Annotated in this window: 16 protein-coding genes and 1 riboswitch; of the genes, 11 read left to right on the top strand and 5 right to left on the bottom strand. The window is 58.1% G+C overall.

Annotated elements, in window-relative coordinates:
* Positions 1-239: 239 nt before the first annotated feature.
* Positions 240-818, bottom strand: coding sequence for a C40 family peptidase (locus QP981_RS10405; protein ID WP_048731217.1), 579 nt, complete (start codon positions 816-818; stop codon positions 240-242).
* Between the two features lie 14 nt (positions 819-832).
* Positions 833-975, bottom strand: a riboswitch (cyclic di-AMP (ydaO/yuaA leader).
* A 413-nt stretch (positions 976-1,388) separates the two neighbouring features.
* On the opposite strand from QP981_RS10405, the gene QP981_RS10400 reads away from it, so the two are divergent.
* Positions 1,389-2,978: a DEDD exonuclease domain-containing protein gene (locus QP981_RS10400; protein WP_284857979.1), complete on the top strand. Its 1,590-nt coding sequence runs from the start codon at positions 1,389-1,391 to the stop codon at positions 2,976-2,978.
* Here the strand turns inward: QP981_RS10400 and trpD are convergent.
* Positions 2,975-4,042 carry an anthranilate phosphoribosyltransferase gene (trpD, locus tag QP981_RS10395; RefSeq protein WP_284857978.1) on the bottom strand — a complete coding sequence of 356 codons (1,068 nt, stop codon included), beginning with the start codon at positions 4,040-4,042 and terminating at the stop codon, positions 2,975-2,977. The two genes, QP981_RS10400 and trpD, sit on opposite strands and share 4 nt — an antisense overlap.
* A gap of 538 nt (positions 4,043-4,580) precedes the next feature.
* Between trpD and ctaE the strand changes: the two genes are divergently transcribed.
* From ctaE to QP981_RS10370, 5 genes are all read left to right on the top strand, one after another.
* Positions 4,581-5,195 (top strand): aa3-type cytochrome oxidase subunit III, encoded by a 615-nt coding sequence (gene ctaE, locus QP981_RS10390; RefSeq protein ID WP_088611596.1) that lies wholly within the window; start codon positions 4,581-4,583, stop codon positions 5,193-5,195.
* A 75-nt stretch (positions 5,196-5,270) separates the two neighbouring features.
* Positions 5,271-6,161, top strand: coding sequence for a cytochrome bc1 complex diheme cytochrome c subunit (gene qcrC / locus QP981_RS10385; protein WP_016423027.1), 891 nt, complete (start codon positions 5,271-5,273; stop codon positions 6,159-6,161).
* Positions 6,158-7,369 (top strand): cytochrome bc1 complex Rieske iron-sulfur subunit, encoded by a 1,212-nt coding sequence (gene qcrA / locus QP981_RS10380; protein WP_049170241.1) that lies wholly within the window; start codon positions 6,158-6,160, stop codon positions 7,367-7,369. Before qcrC ends, qcrA begins: the two co-directional genes overlap by 4 nt.
* The gene (gene qcrB / locus QP981_RS10375) at positions 7,366-8,994 is read left to right on the top strand and encodes a cytochrome bc1 complex cytochrome b subunit (protein ID WP_016423029.1); all 1,629 of its coding nucleotides are present in this window, start codon (positions 7,366-7,368) and stop codon (positions 8,992-8,994) included. Before qcrA ends, qcrB begins: the two co-directional genes overlap by 4 nt.
* 166 nt (positions 8,995-9,160) lie before the next feature.
* On the top strand, positions 9,161-10,888 hold the full coding sequence (locus QP981_RS10370) for an ABC-F family ATP-binding cassette domain-containing protein (RefSeq protein ID WP_284857977.1): 1,728 nt from the start codon (positions 9,161-9,163) through the stop codon (positions 10,886-10,888).
* A gap of 163 nt (positions 10,889-11,051) precedes the next feature.
* On the opposite strand, the gene ctaF is transcribed toward QP981_RS10370, so the two are convergent.
* Both ctaF and ctaC read right to left on the bottom strand, forming a co-directional pair.
* Positions 11,052-11,498, bottom strand: coding sequence for an aa3-type cytochrome oxidase subunit IV (gene ctaF, locus QP981_RS10365; RefSeq protein ID WP_016423031.1), 447 nt, complete (start codon positions 11,496-11,498; stop codon positions 11,052-11,054).
* A 35-nt stretch (positions 11,499-11,533) separates the two neighbouring features.
* The gene (gene ctaC / locus QP981_RS10360; RefSeq protein WP_049190506.1) at positions 11,534-12,709 is read right to left on the bottom strand and encodes an aa3-type cytochrome oxidase subunit II; all 1,176 of its coding nucleotides are present in this window, start codon (positions 12,707-12,709) and stop codon (positions 11,534-11,536) included.
* 500 nt (positions 12,710-13,209) lie between these two features.
* Between ctaC and asnB the strand changes: the two genes are divergently transcribed.
* Positions 13,210-15,135, top strand: a complete 1,926-nt coding sequence (gene asnB, locus QP981_RS10355) for an asparagine synthase (glutamine-hydrolyzing) (protein WP_126108093.1) — start codon at positions 13,210-13,212, stop codon at positions 15,133-15,135.
* Between the two features lie 179 nt (positions 15,136-15,314).
* On the opposite strand, the gene QP981_RS10350 is transcribed toward asnB, so the two are convergent.
* Positions 15,315-15,656: a HesB/IscA family protein gene (locus QP981_RS10350; RefSeq protein ID WP_005512007.1), complete on the bottom strand. Its 342-nt coding sequence runs from the start codon at positions 15,654-15,656 to the stop codon at positions 15,315-15,317.
* 309 nt (positions 15,657-15,965) lie between these two features.
* Between QP981_RS10350 and QP981_RS10345 the strand changes: the two genes are divergently transcribed.
* From QP981_RS10345 to QP981_RS10330, 4 genes are all read left to right on the top strand, one after another.
* Positions 15,966-16,730, top strand: a complete 765-nt coding sequence (locus QP981_RS10345) for a DUF3043 domain-containing protein (protein WP_284857976.1) — start codon at positions 15,966-15,968, stop codon at positions 16,728-16,730.
* A gap of 11 nt (positions 16,731-16,741) precedes the next feature.
* Complete coding sequence (locus tag QP981_RS10340; RefSeq protein ID WP_070438579.1) at positions 16,742-17,335, top strand: bifunctional adenosylcobinamide kinase/adenosylcobinamide-phosphate guanylyltransferase; 594 nt, start codon at positions 16,742-16,744, stop codon at positions 17,333-17,335.
* 102 nt (positions 17,336-17,437) lie between these two features.
* Positions 17,438-18,475 carry a nicotinate-nucleotide--dimethylbenzimidazole phosphoribosyltransferase gene (gene cobT / locus QP981_RS10335; RefSeq protein ID WP_049190512.1) on the top strand — a complete coding sequence of 346 codons (1,038 nt, stop codon included), beginning with the start codon at positions 17,438-17,440 and terminating at the stop codon, positions 18,473-18,475.
* 5 nt (positions 18,476-18,480) lie between these two features.
* Complete coding sequence (locus QP981_RS10330; protein ID WP_284857975.1) at positions 18,481-19,353, top strand: adenosylcobinamide-GDP ribazoletransferase; 873 nt, start codon at positions 18,481-18,483, stop codon at positions 19,351-19,353.
* The last annotated feature ends 288 nt before the right edge of the window (positions 19,354-19,641 follow it).

Raw genomic sequence — 19,641 nt, 5'->3', positions numbered from 1 at the left:
AAAGGCCCCATGAAGTAACAAACGGTGTGCCCGCCCCGCAACACGCCGAGCGGACACACTTTTTGCTACTTAACCCTAACCGCAGTAGAAAAACAAAAATGAGGCGAGCACCCCTATAGTGCTTTACGACGCGCATAGCGTCAGCACCCGGGCGCTCGCCTCAGTGCCCCCTCACTCAAAAGAGAGCCAAGGCTCTGCGGGGCATCAAGGCCCCGCAGGTTGTCATCCGTTCAAACAGATTAGAAGCGGACGAAGTTGTGAACCGGCATGTAGTTCATCGGAGCTTCCTTGACGACATCGCCGGACTGCGGAGCGTGAATCACGTTGCCGTTGCCGGAGAAGATGCCGACGTGGGTAGCGCCAGAGTAGAAGGAAACGATGTCACCCAGTGCCGGGCTGGAGACCGCGGTACCCTGGGAAGCCTGCGCCTGGGAGGTACGTGGGATCGACTTACCGACCTGCTGGTATGCCCAGGAGGTCAGACCGGAGCAGTCGAAAGAGTTCGGACCGGTAGCGCCCCACACGTACGGGGAACCGATCTTGGAACGTGCAGCGGAGACGATAGCCGAACCAGTGGACGGTGCTGCGACGTTTGCAACGCTGCCGGAGGTAACCTCACCTGCGATGTCGTTGAACTTGCCAACAACATCCTGCATACCTGCAACCTGCGGGGTATCGAAGCCGTTCAGTGCGCCCTGGATGTCGTTCAGCGGGTTAGCGTTAGCGGTCGGAACTGCGAGAGCGGTAACGCCGGCGACAGTTGCGCCAAATGCGACTGCGTTGCGTGCAAAGTTAGAACGGCGGTGGTGCTTGCCCATTGTTTTGAAACTCCAAAATCTTCCTGTTTAGCCGACCGGGTTAGCTGACGGGTTCGGAAGAATGGAAGACTTCCTACCCTCCGGGATTTCCCTTTGGGATTCACCCCATGGTTCGAGGTGGGTCCCCGGCTCGAATCTCCTGAGGCTCTCACTACTTAGACCCTCAGGACCTTCGATAAGGCTCTGTGTTTTCTTATCAATGACCGGCACCAACTCAGTGGCCCCGTTTCAATGTCTCGATAAGGTTACGAAATGGCATCAAGTTTTGTCTAGCCGTTTGTCCAGAAAACCGCTCGAGGCCCGGTTGTTACCATCGATAGAACTAAACCGTTACCAAGCTGTTACAACTAGACACTCCCCCTATAGCGGAATAGTAACAATTTGATAAACACGTCACTACCTGGCATTTTGAAGTCCGCCGAGAACTTTACACTTAACGCCTTAAAGTCGACACATTTTTATCGCGGGCTCAAAACGTGTTTTATGTCACACTCCAGCTTGCAACAGCTCAATTTGCTCAAGTTTCACAGTTTTAACACCACTAGGAGCGCTCAGCATAGGATTATTGACGTGGATTCAGGACAACAGCACTTCCCTCTCGAAGGCACCGTCGATGATTCTCTTTTCAACACCACCTTTGTCGTCGTAGACCTGGAAACGACCGGATTGAAGGCCAAAAACGACCACATCATTGAAATTGGGGCCATCAAAACCCGTGGCGGTAAGACAATTGGCACCTTTTCCAGCTTCATCGACCCCGGTATGGAGATCCCCGACCACATCACATCTCTGACCGGCATCACTACCGCCGATGTTGAAACCGCCCCACAGCTCGGCACAGTTATTACTCAGTTCCTCGAATTTGCCCGGGGAAGCGTCTGGGTTGCGCATAATGCCAAGTTCGATATTGGATTCCTCCGCCAGGCTTGCACAGATTTGGGCCTAGATTGGCCGAGCCCCAGTGTCGTAGACACCCTCACGTTGGCGCGTCGCGTCCTCGACCGCTCACAAGTTGGCAGTTTCAAGCTCTCACAGCTCGCACGGTACGTCGGTTCTCCGAATCGCCCCACCCACCGGGCGCTTGACGACGCAATCGCAACCGTCGACGTCCTTCACTACCTCATGGAGAGACTAGCTGGCGATGAAGTACAAACAGCGTCCGAGCTAGTGCACTACTCGCCCACCGTCGCTCCAGAGGTTCGTGCTAAACGGCACCTTGCCGATGGAGCTCCGCACACCCCTGGTGTCTATGTTTTCCGGTCAAGAAATGACGACCCCTTATATATAGGTACAGCTCTCGATTTGCGACGTAGACTTCTGCAGTATTTCAACGGCACTGATTCTCGTCGCAAGATTACGGAAATGGTCTCTCTAGCCGAACGCGTCGAGATCATCGAGTGCCCGCACGGCTTCGCTGCAGAAATCCGCGAGGCCCGTCTGATCTCTGCACTCCGTCCGCCCTACAACCGACAACGCACCGAACCAACCCGCGGCTGGTACATCGTCCCCACTAGCCCCGGTCGGCCTGCCAAGATTAGCCGGACAGTCACCGACGCCCGCGGCCTAGGTCCTTTCCGCACGCGCGACACCGCTACCGCCATCCGCGACAGGTTCTCTGCGCTTAACGACGACTTTGCGATAACAACCACCCAGATCTCTACCACCGGCGCAGACGAGATCGCAGACATGATTGCAGAGATATCAGCACTTGCCGAAGCACACCGCTTCCAACGCGCGGCAGTGCAGCGTGACCGCACTGCGGAGTTCATTATCAGCTTGGACAAGCAGCAGCGCCTGAGCATGCTTGCCGCCATCCCATCTCTGCAAGCCGCTTTCCCCGATGGCAATGGAGGCTGGCACCTAGCGGAAATTCGCTATGGCAGGTTGGCCGGCGCCAGCACTGCACCACGTGGCGCGGATATGAACTACATCATCGACCTCATGGAGAGTTCAGCCCAAACAGTCACTCCAGATGACTCCTTATATAAAGGAGCATCAATTGATGAACTCAGTATTATCTGGAAATGGCTGCAGCGCCCGGAGGTACGAATAAAGCCCACCGGAGGCGAGTTTTCCTACCCTAGGCTGGGCGCAGGAAAATACCTTCAGTGGGCAATTGACGCGCAGCAAGCACGTCGTGAAGCGCGACGCGAACCTTAACCCTTCATCGCCGCGGTAAGGATGTCCAAGCACAGCCCCGACTGGAGCGTTTCCTTGACCTCTTCAATGGAGTCGGCCATAGCTTCCTTTAGCGGACGGCCACTCAGACCACGCGAAATGGCGATTGCGGCGGCGGAGTTAAGGATGACTGCATCGCGAATCGGGCCTTCGAGCTCGCCAGCCCAAATGCGACGTGCAACATCAGCGTTGTAAGCAGGGTCACCGCCACGCAGCGCGTCAATTTCGGAGTACTCCATGCCATAGTCATGTGGATCGATGGCATCTTCGGCAACTCCACCGTTTTCCACAATAAAGACCTTGGTGGGGCCAGTAACGGTAATCTCGTCGAGGCCATCGCTTCCGCGAACCACCAGCGCGCGCTGACCACGGCGGGCGAAGGTGTCCGCCATCGTCTCCATCTGATCTTCGAAGGCACAGCCAATCAAGCTCGCCTGCGGGCGTGCTGGATTCGTCAGCGGCCCCAACAGGTTGAAGACTGTCGGAACCGCTAGCTCCTTACGCACCGGTCCAGCGAAGCGCATGGCCGGATGAAAGCGAGCGGCAAAGAGGAAGCGCACGTAGAAATCCGGATGTTCCGGAGAAGTAACGAGACCGTTCTCAATGTCGATGCCAAAGGCCTCCAGCATGTCAGCTCCGCCCGACTTCGAGGAAGCCGCGCGGTTACCGTGCTTGAGCACCGGCACACCGCTGGCCGCGATAACAATCATGGACATCGTGGAGATGTTGACGGTATTTGCGCCATCACCACCGGTGCCGACGATATCGACTGCACCGCGCTCAATAACACCGGCGAGCTGTGGATCATGAACTGGGCGGGCAAATGAAAGCATGCCCTCAGCCGCAGCATCGAGCTCGGCAGCCGTAATCCCCTTGGCGAGGAGACCGAAAGCAAACGTTGCGGTCTGCACGTCTCCGGAAGCACCGGACATGATCTGATCCATGGCGAATCGAATGCCCTCACCGGAAACTTCGCGGCCAGCGCCAATCGTGGAGAGAACATGGCGCCAGTTTTCGAACGCCCTCTTATCGCCGATCTCGCTCATCGCCACTCCCTTCCACTAGATAGTCAAGTCTGTATTCGTACTTTATTAATACAACTGCACCTAGGTACTGCTGGCTATCCCGCCCACCAGGTGCACCACATCACAGGGCTGTTGAAAAAATCCCACCGTGATGTACGTAATAAGACAAGATACCTCCCCCATATATCCAGCGCATCACCAGGTCCACCTTTTGCGTTCACCGAAAATCTCACCCCCATTGGGGCAACTGGAAAAATACGATATTAAACAGAGCCGAACCTGCGATAAACTAACCGACAACTGATGCCGCAGTATCGCTAACCCAGGTTCACCGGAGGTGAACCTGGCAGTCCAGGGGGGATGGACACCGCGCAACTCAGCACAACCAAACCCTCGAATTCGCCCGCGTCGGATAAAGACACCGGAAAGTTCCCATCAGGGGGAAAAATTAGTGAAATTCTCAGAAACCTTTCCTCGCGACCTGGGATTTTAGGAATTTTTATACAAAAACGGGGGTTGCAACGTGACTACTCCTTAAGAACAGTACATACTGTTAGTTGTGACGAGCGCAGTTGAAAATCAAGGTATGACAGCACCACGTCGTGCTGCGACACTGAACCGACCGAATATGGTCAGTGTCGGCACGATTGTGTTCCTGTCTCAGGAATTAATGTTCTTCGCCGGTCTGTTCGCGATGTACTTCGTGTCACGCGCGAACGGCCAGGGCGATTCGTGGGATTGGGGTACCGGCCACCTCAATGTCCCGTACGCACTATTGATCACCGTGATCCTAGTGTCGTCTTCGTTCACTGCCCAGTGGGGCGTGTTCGCGGCCGAGCGTGGCGACGTTTTCGCACTCCGTAAGTGGTACGCACTGTCCACCGCCCTGGGTGCAATCTTCCTCGTCGGCCAGGCTTACGAGTACTTCACACTGGTTAGCCACGGTCTGACCATTCAGAACTCCATTTACGGTTCGGTCTTCTTCATCACCACCGGATTCCACGCAGCCCACGTCCTCGCGGGTGTGCTGGCTTTCGTTGTGGTGCTTATCCGTACCTCCAAGGCGAAGTTCACCCCGGCACAGGCCACTGCTGCCATCGTGGTCTCGTACTACTGGCACTTCGTCGACGTCGTGTGGATTGGCCTGTTTATCACCATCTACTTCATCCAGTAGGCCGTATTGGCCGTCCTTTGTTTAGTACGGCCTACAGCCCATCCACTTTCCACGAACAGTATTAAAGGGAAAAAGATGGAAAACACTACCTCCGAAACCAAGGACACCACGTCCTTGGCTGCGGCCCCGAAGTCAAAGGGCCGCCGCAAGATGCGCCGTACTGCCTCCGGCATTATGGCTATGGCTCTCGCCCTCACCGGCGCGGGCTTCCTCGCTAATGCTCTGACCCCTGATGCACAGACGGCTACTGCTCAGCAGGATGAAGCCGCAATGATTCAGCAGGGCAAGGAGCTTTACGACGTTGCTTGTATTACTTGCCACGGCGCCAACCTTCAGGGCGTTAAGGACCGCGGCAAGTCGCTGATCGGCGTCGGCGAAGGCTCGGTTTACTTCCAGGTTCACTCCGGTCGTATGCCGATGCTCCGCAACGAGGCTCAGGCAGCACGTAAGACCCCGCGTTACTCCGAAGAGCAGACGCTGGCTATCGCAGCCTACGTCCAGGCTAATGGCGGCGGCGCCGGCATCGTCCGCGACGAGGACGGCTCCATCGCTATGGAGTCGCTACGCGGTAAGAACGCTGGCCCGAACGGTGAGCTTGACAAGGCTGACGTTGCTCGCGGTTCCGAGCTGTTCCGCCTGAACTGTGCATCCTGCCACAACTTCACCGGTCGTGGCGGCGCACTGTCCAGCGGTAAGTACGCACCGGTCCTGGATCCTGCAAATGAGCAGGAAATCTACCAGGCCATGCTGACCGGCCCGCAGAATATGCCGAAGTTCTCTGACCGCCAGCTGTCTGCTGACGAGAAGAAGGACATCATCGCCTACATCAAGAACGCCAAGGAAACTCCGACCCCGGGTGGTTGGGGCATTGGTGGCATCGGCCCAGTTGCTGAGGGCCTTGTCATGTGGATTGTAGGCATTGTCGCTCTCGTAGCGGCCGCTCTTTGGATTGGATCCCGCCGATGAGTAATAACGAAAACAAGAAGTACAGCTCCGAAGAGCTGTCGAAGATGAGCAATGCGGATCTCGCTCGTCTGGGTGCTGAACTCGATGACGTGACCATTGCTTACCGCAAGGAACGCTTCCCGATTGCCAACGACCCGGCTGAAAAGCGCGCGGCTCGTGGTGTCACCATCTGGCTGGCACTGTCGGTCATTCTTGGCCTGGCATTCATCGCCATCTACCTGTTCTACCCGTGGCACTACAAGGGGCACGGCGAAGAGGGTCTGTGGCTGTACACTATGTACACCCCGCTGCTGGGTATCACCATCGGTGGCTGCATCGTCACCCTGGGTATTGGTGCAGTTAAGTTCACCAAGCGCTTCATTCCGGAAGAGATTTCGGTTCAGCGCCGCCACGATGGTCCGTCCGAAGAGGTCGACCAGAAGACCATCGTTGCCCTGCTGAACGATTCTTGGCAGACCTCCACCCTGGGTCGTCGCTCCGCTATCAAGGGCCTCCTTGGTACCGGCGCCGTCCTGGCTGGTATCGGCATGATCCTTCCGCTTGGCGGCATGATTAAGAACCCGTGGAAGCCACGCCACGACGTTGACGTCACTGGTGACGGCACCCTGTGGACCACTGGCTGGACTCTCGTCGAGAAGGGCCACAAGGTTTACCTGGGTCGCGACACCGGCGCTATCGCTGAAGAGGGCGTACACGGCTACACCACTAAGGGCGTTTCCCGCCTGGTTCGCCTCCGCCCAGAGGACCTGTCCGCAGGTTCCATGGAGACCGTCTTCCCTCTTCCGGAGGAGGACGTCAACGACGGCGACAAGTACTCCAAGGATGCTGATGTCTACGAGGCACACATGCACTCGATTCACGGCTCCCGCAACTCGGTCATGCTGATCCGTCTGCGTTCCCAGGACGCTGAAAAGGCAATCCTGCGCAAGGGTCAGGAAGACTTCCACTACGGCGACTACTTCGCCTACTCGAAGATTTGTACACACATCGGTTGCCCGACTTCTCTGTACGAACAGCAGACGAACCGTATTCTCTGCCCATGCCACCAGTCGCAGTTCGATGCACTGCACTACGGCAAGCCGGTCTTCGGTCCAGCTGCTCGCGCTCTTCCAGAGCTGCCGATCAGCGTTGACGAAGAAGGCTACATGTACGCAGAGGGCAACTTCATTGAGCCCGTCGGTCCGGCATTCTGGGAGCGTCAGTCATGAGTAATCCAACGAAACTAGCAACCGCTGCTAAGAATATGGATGACCGCTACACCCTGTCTGGCGGCATGCGTAAGCAGCTCAATAAGGTATTCCCTACCCACTGGTCCTTCCTGCTGGGCGAGATTGCACTCTACTCCTTCGTAGTCCTGCTCTTCTCGGGTGTTTACCTGACTCTGTTCTTCGACCCGTCGATGTCGAAGGTCATTTACGACGGTGCCTACGCGCCGCTCAACGGTGTCGAGATGTCTCGCGCCTACGAGACCGCCCTGCAGATCTCCTTCGAGGTTCGCGGTGGCCTGTTCATTCGCCAGATTCACCACTGGGGTGCTCTGCTGTTCGCCGTGTCCATCATGGCGCACATGTTCCGCATCTTCTTCACCGGCGCATTCCGCAAGCCGCGTGAGGCTAACTGGGTCATCGGTTCCATCCTCCTGCTGCTGTCCGTGGCAGAGGGCTTCATGGGTTACTCCCTGCCGGACGACCTGCTTTCCGGTGTTGGTCTGCGTATTATGTCCGCAATCATCATCGGTCTGCCGATTATCGGCACCTGGCTGCACTGGATGATGTTCAACGGCGACTTCCCGGGTGACATGATTATCCCGCGCCTGTACATTGCACACGTGCTGATTCTCCCGGCCCTGCTGCTGGGTCTGATTGCCGCTCACCTGGCTCTGGTCTGGTACCAGAAGCACACCCAGTTCCCTGGCGCAGGTCGTACCGAGAACAACGTCGTCGGCGTTCGTATTCTCCCGATCTTCGCAGTCAAGTCCGTTTCCTTCGGCCTGATTACGTTCGGCTTCCTGGCGCTATTCGCTGGTATCTTCCAGATCAACGCAATTTGGAACCTTGGCCCGTACAACCCGGCGCAGGTTTCCGCTGGTTCCCAGCCGGATATCTACATGCTGTGGACTGACGGTGCTGCCCGTGTCATGCCGCCGTGGGAGCTTTACTTGGGCTCTTACACGATCCCGGCAGTCTTCTGGGTCGCCCTGCTCTGTGGTGTTCTGGTTGTCCTGCTCTTCGCTTACCCGTTCATCGAGGCGAAGATCACCGGCGACAACGCCCACCACAACCTGCTGCAGCGTCCGCGCGACGTGCCGGTTCGCTCCGGCCTGGGTGCCATGGCTTTGGTCTTCTACACCCTGCTGACTCTGTCCGGTGGTAACGACCTGATCGCATACCACTTCCAGATCTCGCTGAACGTGATGACCTGGGTTGGCCGTATCGGTCTGATCATCCTGCCTCCGATCGCTTACTTCGTCACTTACCGAATCTGCATCGGCCTGCAGCGCTCTGACCGCGCTGTCCTGGAGCACGGCATCGAGACGGGCATCATCAACCAGCTACCTGATGGTTCCTTCATCGAGGTCCACCAGCCACTGGGTCCGGTCGACGAGCACGGCCACGCCGTTCCGCTCGAGTACCAGGGTGCTTACGTCCCGAAGACCATGAACGAACTGGGCGCCGCTGGTAGCCCGGGTCGCGGTAGCTTCTTCAGCCCGGACTCCCCGGAGATCGCCGAAGAGGCAGCTCGTATCGAGCACGAGAACCACGAGCAGCAGGCTCAGATGTTCCGTGACCTCGAAGCTCAAAACGCTGAAGAGCGTCGCCAGCTCGAGCAGTAAAGTTCCGCGGTAGGTTTTCTACTGCGCTCAAATAAGACCACCCCGGTCCGCATCCACTTCGGATGTCGACCGGGGTGGTTTTTGTTACCCAGATTCTTCCGATTTCGCCTTGACCCCACATATGTCGGATACCAAATCTGCTGTTTACCAGTACTAAAATGGACATATGTCTACCAGTCCCTCCCCCACCACCGATCTTTCGAGCAACGCCACACAGCTTGTCGCCAACGGTGTCAACTTCGACTACGAGGCCACGCCTGTTTTGCGCGATGTCTCGCTCACGCTTTCCGACGGCGATGTCCTCGGTCTGGTTGGAGACAACGGAGCCGGCAAGTCCACTCTTCTTTGGCTGCTGTCGGGTCGTCGTCGGCCCACGAGCGGTACGGTGACTCATATTGGCACGCGTGTACTCGGCTCTCAGGAACTGGAAGCTCCTTTCGACTCCACGGTGCAAATGCTTATCGATGAAGCCCTCGGCCCCTCGAAACGTCGTTTAGCGGAGTTAGAAGAGGCAGCTGAGGCGATGGCCTTAGCAGAGACCCCAGATGAGTCTAAGGCGGCAGAGAAGGCGTATTCGAAGGCCTTCTCGGACGTCATGGCTCACGATGACTGGAACGCCGAACATAATGCGGAGATTGTGCTCGACCATCTCGGCCTGACCGGTTCTGCTCCGGACGGCGCTCCCCTGACAGAGCAACTAACCACGGAGATTTCCGGCGGGCAGCGGGCGCGGTTGGGGCTCGCGATTACGCTCATTCGAAAGCCAGAGATTCTGCTTCTCGACGAGCCCACCAACCATCTCGATGAACGCGGTCGCCAGCTCGTGATTGACACCATCCAGAACCACCCTGGAGTGGTTGTGGTGGCAACACATGACCGCGACTTCCTGGATGCCGTTTGTACTGTAATTGGAGACTTGGTGCCGGGGCGCCCTGGTATTGGGCTGTTCCGTGGTAATTACTCCGACTACGCGAAGCACCGTCGCCACCAGCGTGAGCTATGGGAGCACCAGTGGCGCTCGGAGGAGCATGAACGCAATCGGTTGGAAGACACCATCGAGAATGGCGCTCGTGAGATCTCACCGGGTCGGGAAATGACGGACAATAACAAGATGGCTTATGACCGCCGTGGCGGTCGTGTAGAGCGGCAAATCGCCCGCCGCGTGCGTTCGGCTAAGCAGCGGCTGGAGGAACTCATTGAGGAAGGTGTGGAGCGTCCACCGGCACTACTGGGCTTTGATGCCCCGTTGACCGCACCCCTACCGACCAAGCGCGCTGCTTCGGGCAGCGATGAAGATTTTCACATCAAGATGCGCGGTGTGGTCGTCCCAGATCGAATTCGGGTTGGTTCACTGACTATTCGTCCCGGCGACAAGGTCGTGATCACCGGCCCTAATGGGGCCGGCAAATCTACTTTGTTTAAGACGATCATGGGGCAAGTTGAGACGCAGGCTGGCGAGGTGCGTATCGGCGAGAACTGTCGAGTAGCCATGCTGGCTCAGGAACAAGACTGGGAAAACCCAAAGAAGTCCGCCCGTGAGTTGTACGACCTTGCGCCCAATGCCCGCGTGCCTCTCGACGACTTTGGATTGCTTAGCCCTGAGGATGCCAATCGACCGGTAGGAAGCCTCTCCATCGGCCAGCAGCGCCGGGTGGCGTTAGCGTTGGTCGTAGCCAATCCGCCGGAGATCTTGCTGCTCGATGAGCCTACGAACCATCTGAGTGTGGATCTAATCGAGCAGGTCCAAGACGCGATCGCATCTGCAGAGGGCACAATTATTGTGATTACCCACGATTACCGCATGATCAACTCGCTCGAAGCGCGTCATCTGCAGGTGACTGACGGTGAGGTCATCGAACTACCTAAGGGGCAGAAACCCGTCGAATTCGCTTGATGCGGAATCATATATTGACTACAGATCCTAACCGACGAGGTAACACCAGTTAGGAATCCCCTCCCACTCGCCCAAACAAAAAAGTCTCTCCCACTAACGCCCTTGTTAGTGGGAGAGACTTTTCGGTTATCTACGACTGTGGTTCAGTCTGATTGCACTCGGACTAGTGCTTCTCCGGCGGAGTGATGTACTGAGTGTTGAGCTTGGTGCCGGAGACGATCAGAATTACCGCGCCAAGGACAATCAGCCAGTAGGCCATGAATGCGATGCCGTAGCCCATGAGGAGGATGCCCATGGTCATCACGAACGGCCAAATCGAGCTAGCGGAGAAGAAACCGAGGGTACCTGCACCGTCGGCAATCTCTGCCTCTTCGAAGTCGGCCGGGGTGATGTCGGAGCGGCGCTCAGTGAAGTGGAAGTATCCACCGAGCATCAGAGTCATCAGAGCTGCGAGGACCAGGCCGGTTGCGCCAGCCCACTCGAGGCGACCCTGGCTTTCGTTGATGACGTTACCGGTGTCCTGGAGGTACTGAGTGCCGAAGATGTAGACGACAGCCATGAACCCCAGGAACACGGTAAGTCCGTAGAAGAGCTTTGCTGCAGACTTCATTTGAGAACTTCCTTTAAGTAAGAATCTTGCTGGGTTTACTTGGCGGTCGCGTTCAGGTCAATGGTGTTAGCACCACGATCACCCATGTCGCGGGTGTCGACACGACCGGAGTTGAACGGCGAAGTGGAGACTGCGAATGCCGGCTCACCGATGTGCTTCAGAGCATCAGCGTTAGTAGCTTCTGGGTTCTCCTGGCGGAACTTGATGTACTCGGTGAATGCCTCACGGGAGACAGCACGAATCTCGAAGTTCATCATTGCGTGGTAGGTACCACACATCTCGGCACAACGGCCAACGAATGCGTTCTTGACCTTGTCGCTCGGGTTGTCCTCTGGTCGGTTGGCAATCTTGTCCGAGTCAATCTTTTCGATCTGGAAGACACGGTTGGACTTGTTAGCCTCCGGGTGCGGGAACACGTCGCGCTTGAAGAGGAACTCCGGAACCCAGAAGGAGTGAATCACGTCAGCGGACGCGAGGTCGAACTGGATTGCAGTGTCTTCCGGAACAACGAGGACCGGAACCTCTTCGGTGGTACCGAGGGTCTCAATCTCGTCGTAGTGCAGGTAGTCGAGGCTCTCCTTGGAGCGTCCGTGAACCGGGTGCTCCTTCTGCTTTGCGCGATCCTCAGCGGACGGAACCTCGTGGCCGCCCTCGGTGAAGAACTGCTCATCAGCCGGCTTCTCAATACGGCCGTTGTATTCCTCGCCGCCCATCAGGTCAGCGGAAATGTTGGCGTAACCGAACTTCCAGTTCCACTGGAAACCGGTGACGTCGACGGTAACTTCCGGATCCTTATCCAGGGCAGTGACCTTGTCCTGAGTCTGAACCGTGAAGAAGAACAGAGTCATCACGATCAGAATCGGGAGAATGGTCAGAGACAACTCAACCGGAACGTTGTATGCAGTCTGGCGCGGGAACTCGCCCTTGCCCTTCTTTTCAGCCTTCTTAGCTGTGAAGTTTGCCATCGAGTAAAGGGTAACGCCCCAAACGATGATGCCGATAATCCAAGCTGCAACCCAGGTCCAAACCCAGAAGTTACCCATGGACTGTGCTTCCGGGGTCACACCTTCCGGCCAACCAAAGCGGAGCAGCTTGAAGAAGCCGTTCTCCGGAGGATTAACATCGCAGCCGGCAAGCAAGGCTGCGCTACCGGTGGCAACGCCGAGGACGCCGAGCTTACGGGCGACTCCGAACTTTCTACGCTGATTCACGTGTGTCTGCCTTCCTGATCCACACAATTTTCGATAACCGATTAAGGTTTCGTCCTACCCAAGCAGAGTAGTCGATTCTTAAGCTTTCTCCACAATAAATATGGCTGTGGGGTGCCTTTGAGTATATCTGCCCTAATAAAATACTGAGAAAGACCCGCCTATCGGGGGTGGCATTCTCACCAGTTACACCCTGTTGACGCTCCTAAGTCTATGAATTTTTTAGTGTTTGTGCCACGCGCTGACGCACACACCGTCCCGCGCAACCTTGCCCCGAGCCCTAGACACGGCAAACTCAGACATTCTCGCTTTTCCCCAAAAGGCATTAAAGTAGGTGCAGCATTTCTATGTGGCGCCAATCTGGGGTTCAACCCAGCTACTCAGCCACGCGGCGGTCCTTCACGGCCACCGGTTAAGGCGACAACCAGTCGCGCTGAGCCGCTAGCTACGGAGCCGTCGAAAATCCATTAAGTGACACTAAGCGAAAGGTGCGCGCACGAAGCATGTGTGGTCTTCTCGGAATCCTGGCTGCAAATTCTGACGCAGCGGAGCTCGTTCCCGTTGTCGAAAGGGCCCTGCCCTGCATGCGGCACCGCGGCCCTGACGATGCAGGCACGTGGCACGATGAGGACGCAGTTTTCGGCTTCAACCGCCTATCCATTATTGATATTGCCCACAGCCACCAACCGCTGCAGTGGGGACCAGAGAATCAGCCGAATCGTTACTCCATGACCTTCAACGGCGAAATCTACAATTTCGTCGAACTTCGCGAGCAGCTGGAGAAGAAAGGCTATGCCTTTAATACCTCCGGCGATGGTGAACCTATCGTCGTTGGGTTCCACCACTGGGGAGCCGACGTCGTAAAGCACTTGCGCGGCATGTTCGGCATTGCTATTTGGGACAGCGTCGAGCGCAAGCTTTTCCTGGCGCGCGATCCGTTCGGCATTAAGCCTCTCTACTACGCCACCACCGAGCGCGGCACGATTTTCGGTTCTGAGAAGAAGTCCCTGCTCGAGGCCGCGCCGGAGATGGGCATCGATGCGAAAAAGCTGAATAAGCGTGCACTGGAGCACTACGTCGACCTGCAGTACGTGCCGGAACCGGAGTCTCTGCACACTGACATCGTCCGCCTGGAGTCGGGCTGCACTGCCATCGTTACGCCTGGTGGCGAAGTTAAGCAGACCCGCTACTTCAAGCCTAGTTTCCCGATTCAGCCAGTCGCTAAGGGCGCTGAGCAGGACGTTTTTGACCGCATTGCCCGTGCGCTGGAGGACAGCGTCGAGAAGCATATGCGTGCCGACGTCACGGTGGGCTCGTTCCTGTCGGGCGGTATCGACTCCACTGCGATTGCAACTTTGGCTAAGCGCCACAACCCGAACCTGCTGACGTTTACCACTGGCTTCGAGCGCGAGGGCTTCTCAGAGGTCGATGTGGCTGCCGAGTCCGCCGCCGCCATTGGCGTCGAGCACATTGTGAAGGTCGTCTCGCCGGAGGAGTTCGCCGGGGCGATTCCGAAGATTATGTGGTACCTCGATGACCCGGTAGCTGACCCTGCACTGGTGCCGCTGTACTTCGTGGCCGCAGAGGCTCGTAAGCACGTTAAGGTCGTACTGTCCGGTGAGGGCGCAGACGAGCTCTTTGGTGGTTACACCATTTATAAGGAGCCGCTGTCGCTGAAGCCGTTCGACAAGGTTCCATCTCCCCTGCTGCGCGGTCTGGCTAAGGTCGGCGAAGCTCTGCCAGAGGGCATGCGCGGCAAGTCGCTCCTGCAGCGAGGAACTACTCCGCTGGAACAGCGCTACTACGGCAATGCTCGTTCCTTTAACTTTGAGCAGCTGCAGGAAGTGCTGCCGTGGGCCAAGAAGGAATGGGACCACAGCGATGTCACTGCGCCGATTTACGCGCAGTCTGAAGGCTGGGACCCGGTGACTCGGATGCAGCACTTGGATCTGTTCACCTGGTTGCGTGGCGACATTCTGGTCAAGGCGGACAAGATCACCATGGCTAACTCCCTGGAGCTGCGCGTGCCGTTCCTCGACCGTGTGGTCTTCGACGTTGCACAGACGCTGCCGGTGGACATGCGTGTTTCTCACGGCACCACCAAGTACGCACTGCGTCGCGCCATGGAGCAGATTGTTCCGGAGCACGTGCTCAACCGCCGCAAACTGGGCTTCCCGGTGCCGATTCGCCACTGGCTGGCAGGCGACGAGTTGCACGGCTGGGCCGAGGACATCATCCGCGAGTCCCAGACCGAAGAGTTCATTAATAAGGACGCCGTGCTCAAGATGCTCGCCGAGCACCACCCAACCGAGCGCGACCACTCCCGCCGCCTCTGGACCATCCTGGCCTTCATGGTCTGGCACGGCATCTTCATCGAAGACCGCATTACTCCGGACATCGAGCAGCGCGACTACCCCGTCGAGCTCTAGCTCGCTTTACGACGGTCCCCGCGATTCAGCCCCATCCTGCCCCGGCAGGCTGTCACCATCGCTGGGGCAACCAATAGAAAAGGCTCGGACCTCACTCAGTTAACAAGAGTGAGGTCCGAGCCTTTTTACTATCCGACGCTTTTCACAGCGTCTGCTGACAGCTCTGCTCAGCTAATGACTTAGTTGAAGGAGTCACCGCAAGCGCAGGAGCCAGTGGCATTCGGGTTATCGATTGTGAAGCCCTGCTGTTCAATGGTGTCAGCAAAGTCGATGGTGGCACCGGACAGGTACGGAACCGACTGGCGATCAACGACCAGCTTGACGCCACCGAAAACTTCGGCGACATCGCCGTCGAGGCTGCGGTCATCGAAGTAGAGCTGGTAGCGCAGGCCGGCACAGCCGCCCGGAGCCACGGAAATACGCAGTGCCAGGTCGGTGGCACCTTCTTGGTCCAGAAGTGCCTTTGCCTTGGCAGCCGCAGCTTCGGTCAGGGTAACGCCAGTGCTCTGAGCAGTAGTCATAGCGCGTGTCCTCCTTGTTGAAGTGTTTAAGTATGCGAGTCGACCCCAAGGTCGGCTACGTCATTATTTATCACAACCTTACCGACCAGTCTTTAATTCCCAATTCTGGGTTCTCTTTTTCTTTCTCTTTTTCGGAAGTCTCTTTTTGCCGCCACATCGCAACCACACCACGGCTTCCCACGCCACAAGCGCACTCTTCCCGCCTGCCCCTGCGGCGGTCATCCCCAAAACCTCGCCCTTGCCCCGCCCCTGACCCTCAACCTGCAACCTAATTAGGGAAGCACCTTGAAGACCTTATAATCTGGGGTCGTGAATCTACCGTGGAAAAAGAATGACAAAAAGTCCAAGGCAGCTGAGGCAGCTAACGCTGACGCAACCAACGCCGGAGACGTAGCCACCGACGCGACCGCATCCAGCGGGGCCAAGGGCACCGCTTCGGAGTCTCAGCAGCCCGAGAAGAAGCACAGCGGTGCTTTTACTCCCAAGAAGGGGCGCCCCACTCCGAAGCGCAACGAGGTTGAGCGCGAACGCGGCATCCGCCGTGGCCCGGTCGAGGCGCCGCTGACCGCTAAGGAAGCTCGCCAGCGCCGCAAGGAGCTCAAGGCTTCCATGTCCAAGGAAGAGCTCAAGGCCGCCAAGGCACGCGAGCGAGCAGAGCGACGTGAGCAGCGTCGCATTGCCGACGAGCGCATGGCCGCCGGCGATCCGCGCTACATGCTGCCACGCGACCAGGGCGCTGAGCGCAAGTTTGTCCGCGACTGGGTTGATTCCCGTCGCTTCCTCGCTAACGTGTTCCTCCCGTTCGCGCTGATTCTGCTGCTGATTATGATGATTGGCACTTCCCTGCCGAAGCTGGCCAACATCGCATCTCTCATCGCGATGGTTCTCATCATCGCCCTGATCATCGAGGCCATCTACATCGGCCGCCGTGCCATCAAGCTGACGCGTGAGCGCTTCCCGAAGACCACCGAAGGGGCCTGGGGACTGGGCTTCTACGCTTACTCCCGCGCTTCTCAGCCGCGTCGTCTGCGTACTCCGCGTCCGCAGGTCAACATCGGCGACGAGATCAAGTAGCCTCATCTGCCATGCGCACTCTGGTTCTCGGTGGCGCCCGCTCAGGCAAGTCCTCATGGGCTGAGCACGAGCTGCTGGCCACCGCCGCAGCCTCAACCGGCGATGCCTCAGATGCTGCAGCCTCAACGGTGTTGCACTACATCGCAACAGCACGGCCCTGGCCCGGTGATAGCGATTTTCACTCCAGGGTCGAGGAGCACCGCATTCGTCGTCAAGCACAGGCAAAAGAGCACGGAGTGGCCTGGCACACGGTTGATGACGTCGATGCGGTGGAAGCTCTCGCGTCGCCGGAGCGGCGCATGCTGCTGGACGATGTCGGCACCTGGCTGACGCACATCATCGACGCGCAGGGGCTGTGGGAGGCGCCGAGGGGCAGCGTCGCGCCGTGGACGCACTCGCTTGTCGACGCCGTGCGCAACTTCCCCGCAGATTCCGACCTGTTCATTGTGTCGCCCGAAGTGGGCTTCGGTGTCATTCCCGAACACCGCTCAGGGCGGCTTTTCCGTGATGAGATTGGCCTTCTCAACCAGCAGCTCGCAGCTATCTGTGATCGTGTTGTCCTAGTTGTGGCTGGCTGCCCCATGGAAGTCAAGGCGGCGAGCTAGATTCACTCCACGCCGCTTCCCCTATGACGGTCTGCCTAGCAATGCGAATAGCTGTGCACCAATGGTCGGTAGACAAATCGTTTTCGGGTAGCGTTTGAGAGTATGAACGCGGATTATTTTGGACCGGTAGCACGCCCTGACGAAGAGACTGAACAGGCCGCCCGCGCGCGCCATGAGCAGTTGACTAAGCCCGCAGGCTCACTTGGCCGGTTGGAAGAACTCGGCATTTGGATTTCGGCGTGTCAGGGAGAATGCCCTCCGCGTGACCTGGACGATTGTCGTGTTTATGTCTTCGCTGGTGACCACGGTGTTGCCCAGGGCGGGGTGTCCGCGTACCCGTCCGAGGTGTCTATCCAGATGCTTGCCAATATCGAGGCAAAGGGTGCCGGCGTGAACGCTATCGCTGACATCGCGGGAGCCACTGTTACCGGTGTGGACATTTCCCTCGACCACGATGCCGAAGGGCCATACCGTATCCGTCGCAGCTGTGGTTCTATCGACCGCGAGGATGCGATGAGCGAGGAGGAGGTCGATAAGGCCATCCGCACGGGCATCGCGATTGCCGACGCCGCCGTTGATGAAGGCGCTGACCTGCTCATTGCCGGCGATCTGGGCATCGGAAACACCACTCCAGCCGCGGCGCTGATTGGTGCCGTGACCAACTCCGAACCGGTGGTCGTCGTCGGCCGAGGCACTGGCATTGATGACGAGGGGTGGAAGCTCAAGGTCGCTGCCGTACGCGATGCCATGTTCCGCGTGCGTCGCCTGCGCAATGACCCGGTTGAGGTGCTCCGTCGTATTTCCTCGCCGGATATGACCGTGATGGCCGCGTTCTTGGCGCAAGCAGCGGTGCGTCGCACTCCTGTGATTTTGGACGGAGTGGTTGTCACATCCGCCGCTCTGCTGGCTGACCAGCTCGCTCCAGGCGCCCGCGATTGGTGGGTCGCCGGCCACAAGTCGGCAGAGCCCGCGCACGCGCTTGCCCTTCGACACCTGGATAAGGAACCACTTCTCGAATACGGGATGCGTCTTGGCGAAGGCTCCGGCGCCGTCGCTGCCCTACCGCTGGTCAAGTCCGGCGTATCGGTCCTGCGCAACATGGCTACTTTCGCCGACGCAGGCGTAAGCACCAAGGACTAATCGACTTGTCCGACAAAGCCGGCCCGTCTCGCCAGGACAACCTCGACGGCGATCCCTCTGCTCACGGCAATGCCGTCGCTGAGGCCATCACCACTGCCCTGTCCTGGCTCACTGTCCTGCCTTTCAAAGGCGCGAGCGTGTTCGACCGCATCACCGGCCGCCGCGCCATCGCTGCACTGCCAGTAGCTGGGCTCGTTCCTGCCGCGGGTGCAGTTCTCATCACGGCGGCGCTGTTCGCAACGTCGTCGTCAGGCACGCCCACGCTTTACGACGTCACCCCGATCCTCGGCGGCACCCTGATTATGGTGGCGGCACAGATGTTGACCCGCGCGATGCACCTGGATGGGCTGGCGGATGTGGCGGATGCCCTCGGCTCGTATAAGCCGCCGGAGGGGGCGCGGGAGGTGCTGCGCGATCCGAGCACCGGCCCAATGGGCGTGGGCTCCATCGTGCTGACGATGTTGACGACGACGACTGCTTTTGCCGTGATTGTGGCTAGTGTGCTGTCGCAGTGGTCTGCTGGTCAGATGTGGCCTGGTGTGGTTGCGCTGTGCTTGCCTTTTGTAGCCTCTCGTGCGGCGGCAACGACTGCCTGCTGGCGCGGCTTTCCGCCTTTTTCGAACAGCGGCTTCGGCTCTCTGACTGCCGGTACTCAGTCCACAGTCACGGTGACCTGCTGGTGGATACTGCTGCTCGCTGTGTCGGGCTGGGTGGTTGGGCTCGTGGGCGTAGTCGCTTGTGCACTGAGCTTTGGCGTTACACTGCTGCTGACGCGGCATTGCGTGAAGAGGTTTGGCGGAGTCAACGGCGACGTGTTTGGTGCAGTCATTGAGATAGCGTGCGCTGTCTGTGCCGTGGCACTTGCCATAGGGTTCTAGCAGGGAAAATGCGCGCATTGCCCCCGTTGGGGTTTTCTTTAAAAAGAACTATTGACGGTCGCTTTGACGCGGACGTATTCTGAGGGCACACCGCCGGGAAGGCGGAGTACAGGAGGCTCGTTTCGGGGCTCGCCCAAATTATTTTGCGCCGACCGTTTGCCGGGGCGCCAAGAACGAGCACACCTTCTAGCCTCCCAGCTAATTAAAAAAGGGGTTAAGGGTCAAAATGTGTGTCTGGCTCGGCGTGTCGCGGGGGTTAGATTTGGCCTTTTTGAATGCCGATTGAGT

Source organism: Corynebacterium sp. MSK047, from assembly GCF_030232285.1.
Classification (GTDB): Bacteria; Actinomycetota; Actinomycetes; order Mycobacteriales; family Mycobacteriaceae; genus Corynebacterium; species Corynebacterium jeikeium_D.
The sequence above is the reverse complement of the archived record's forward strand: the minus strand, read 5'-3'. Positions and strand labels throughout refer to the sequence as shown.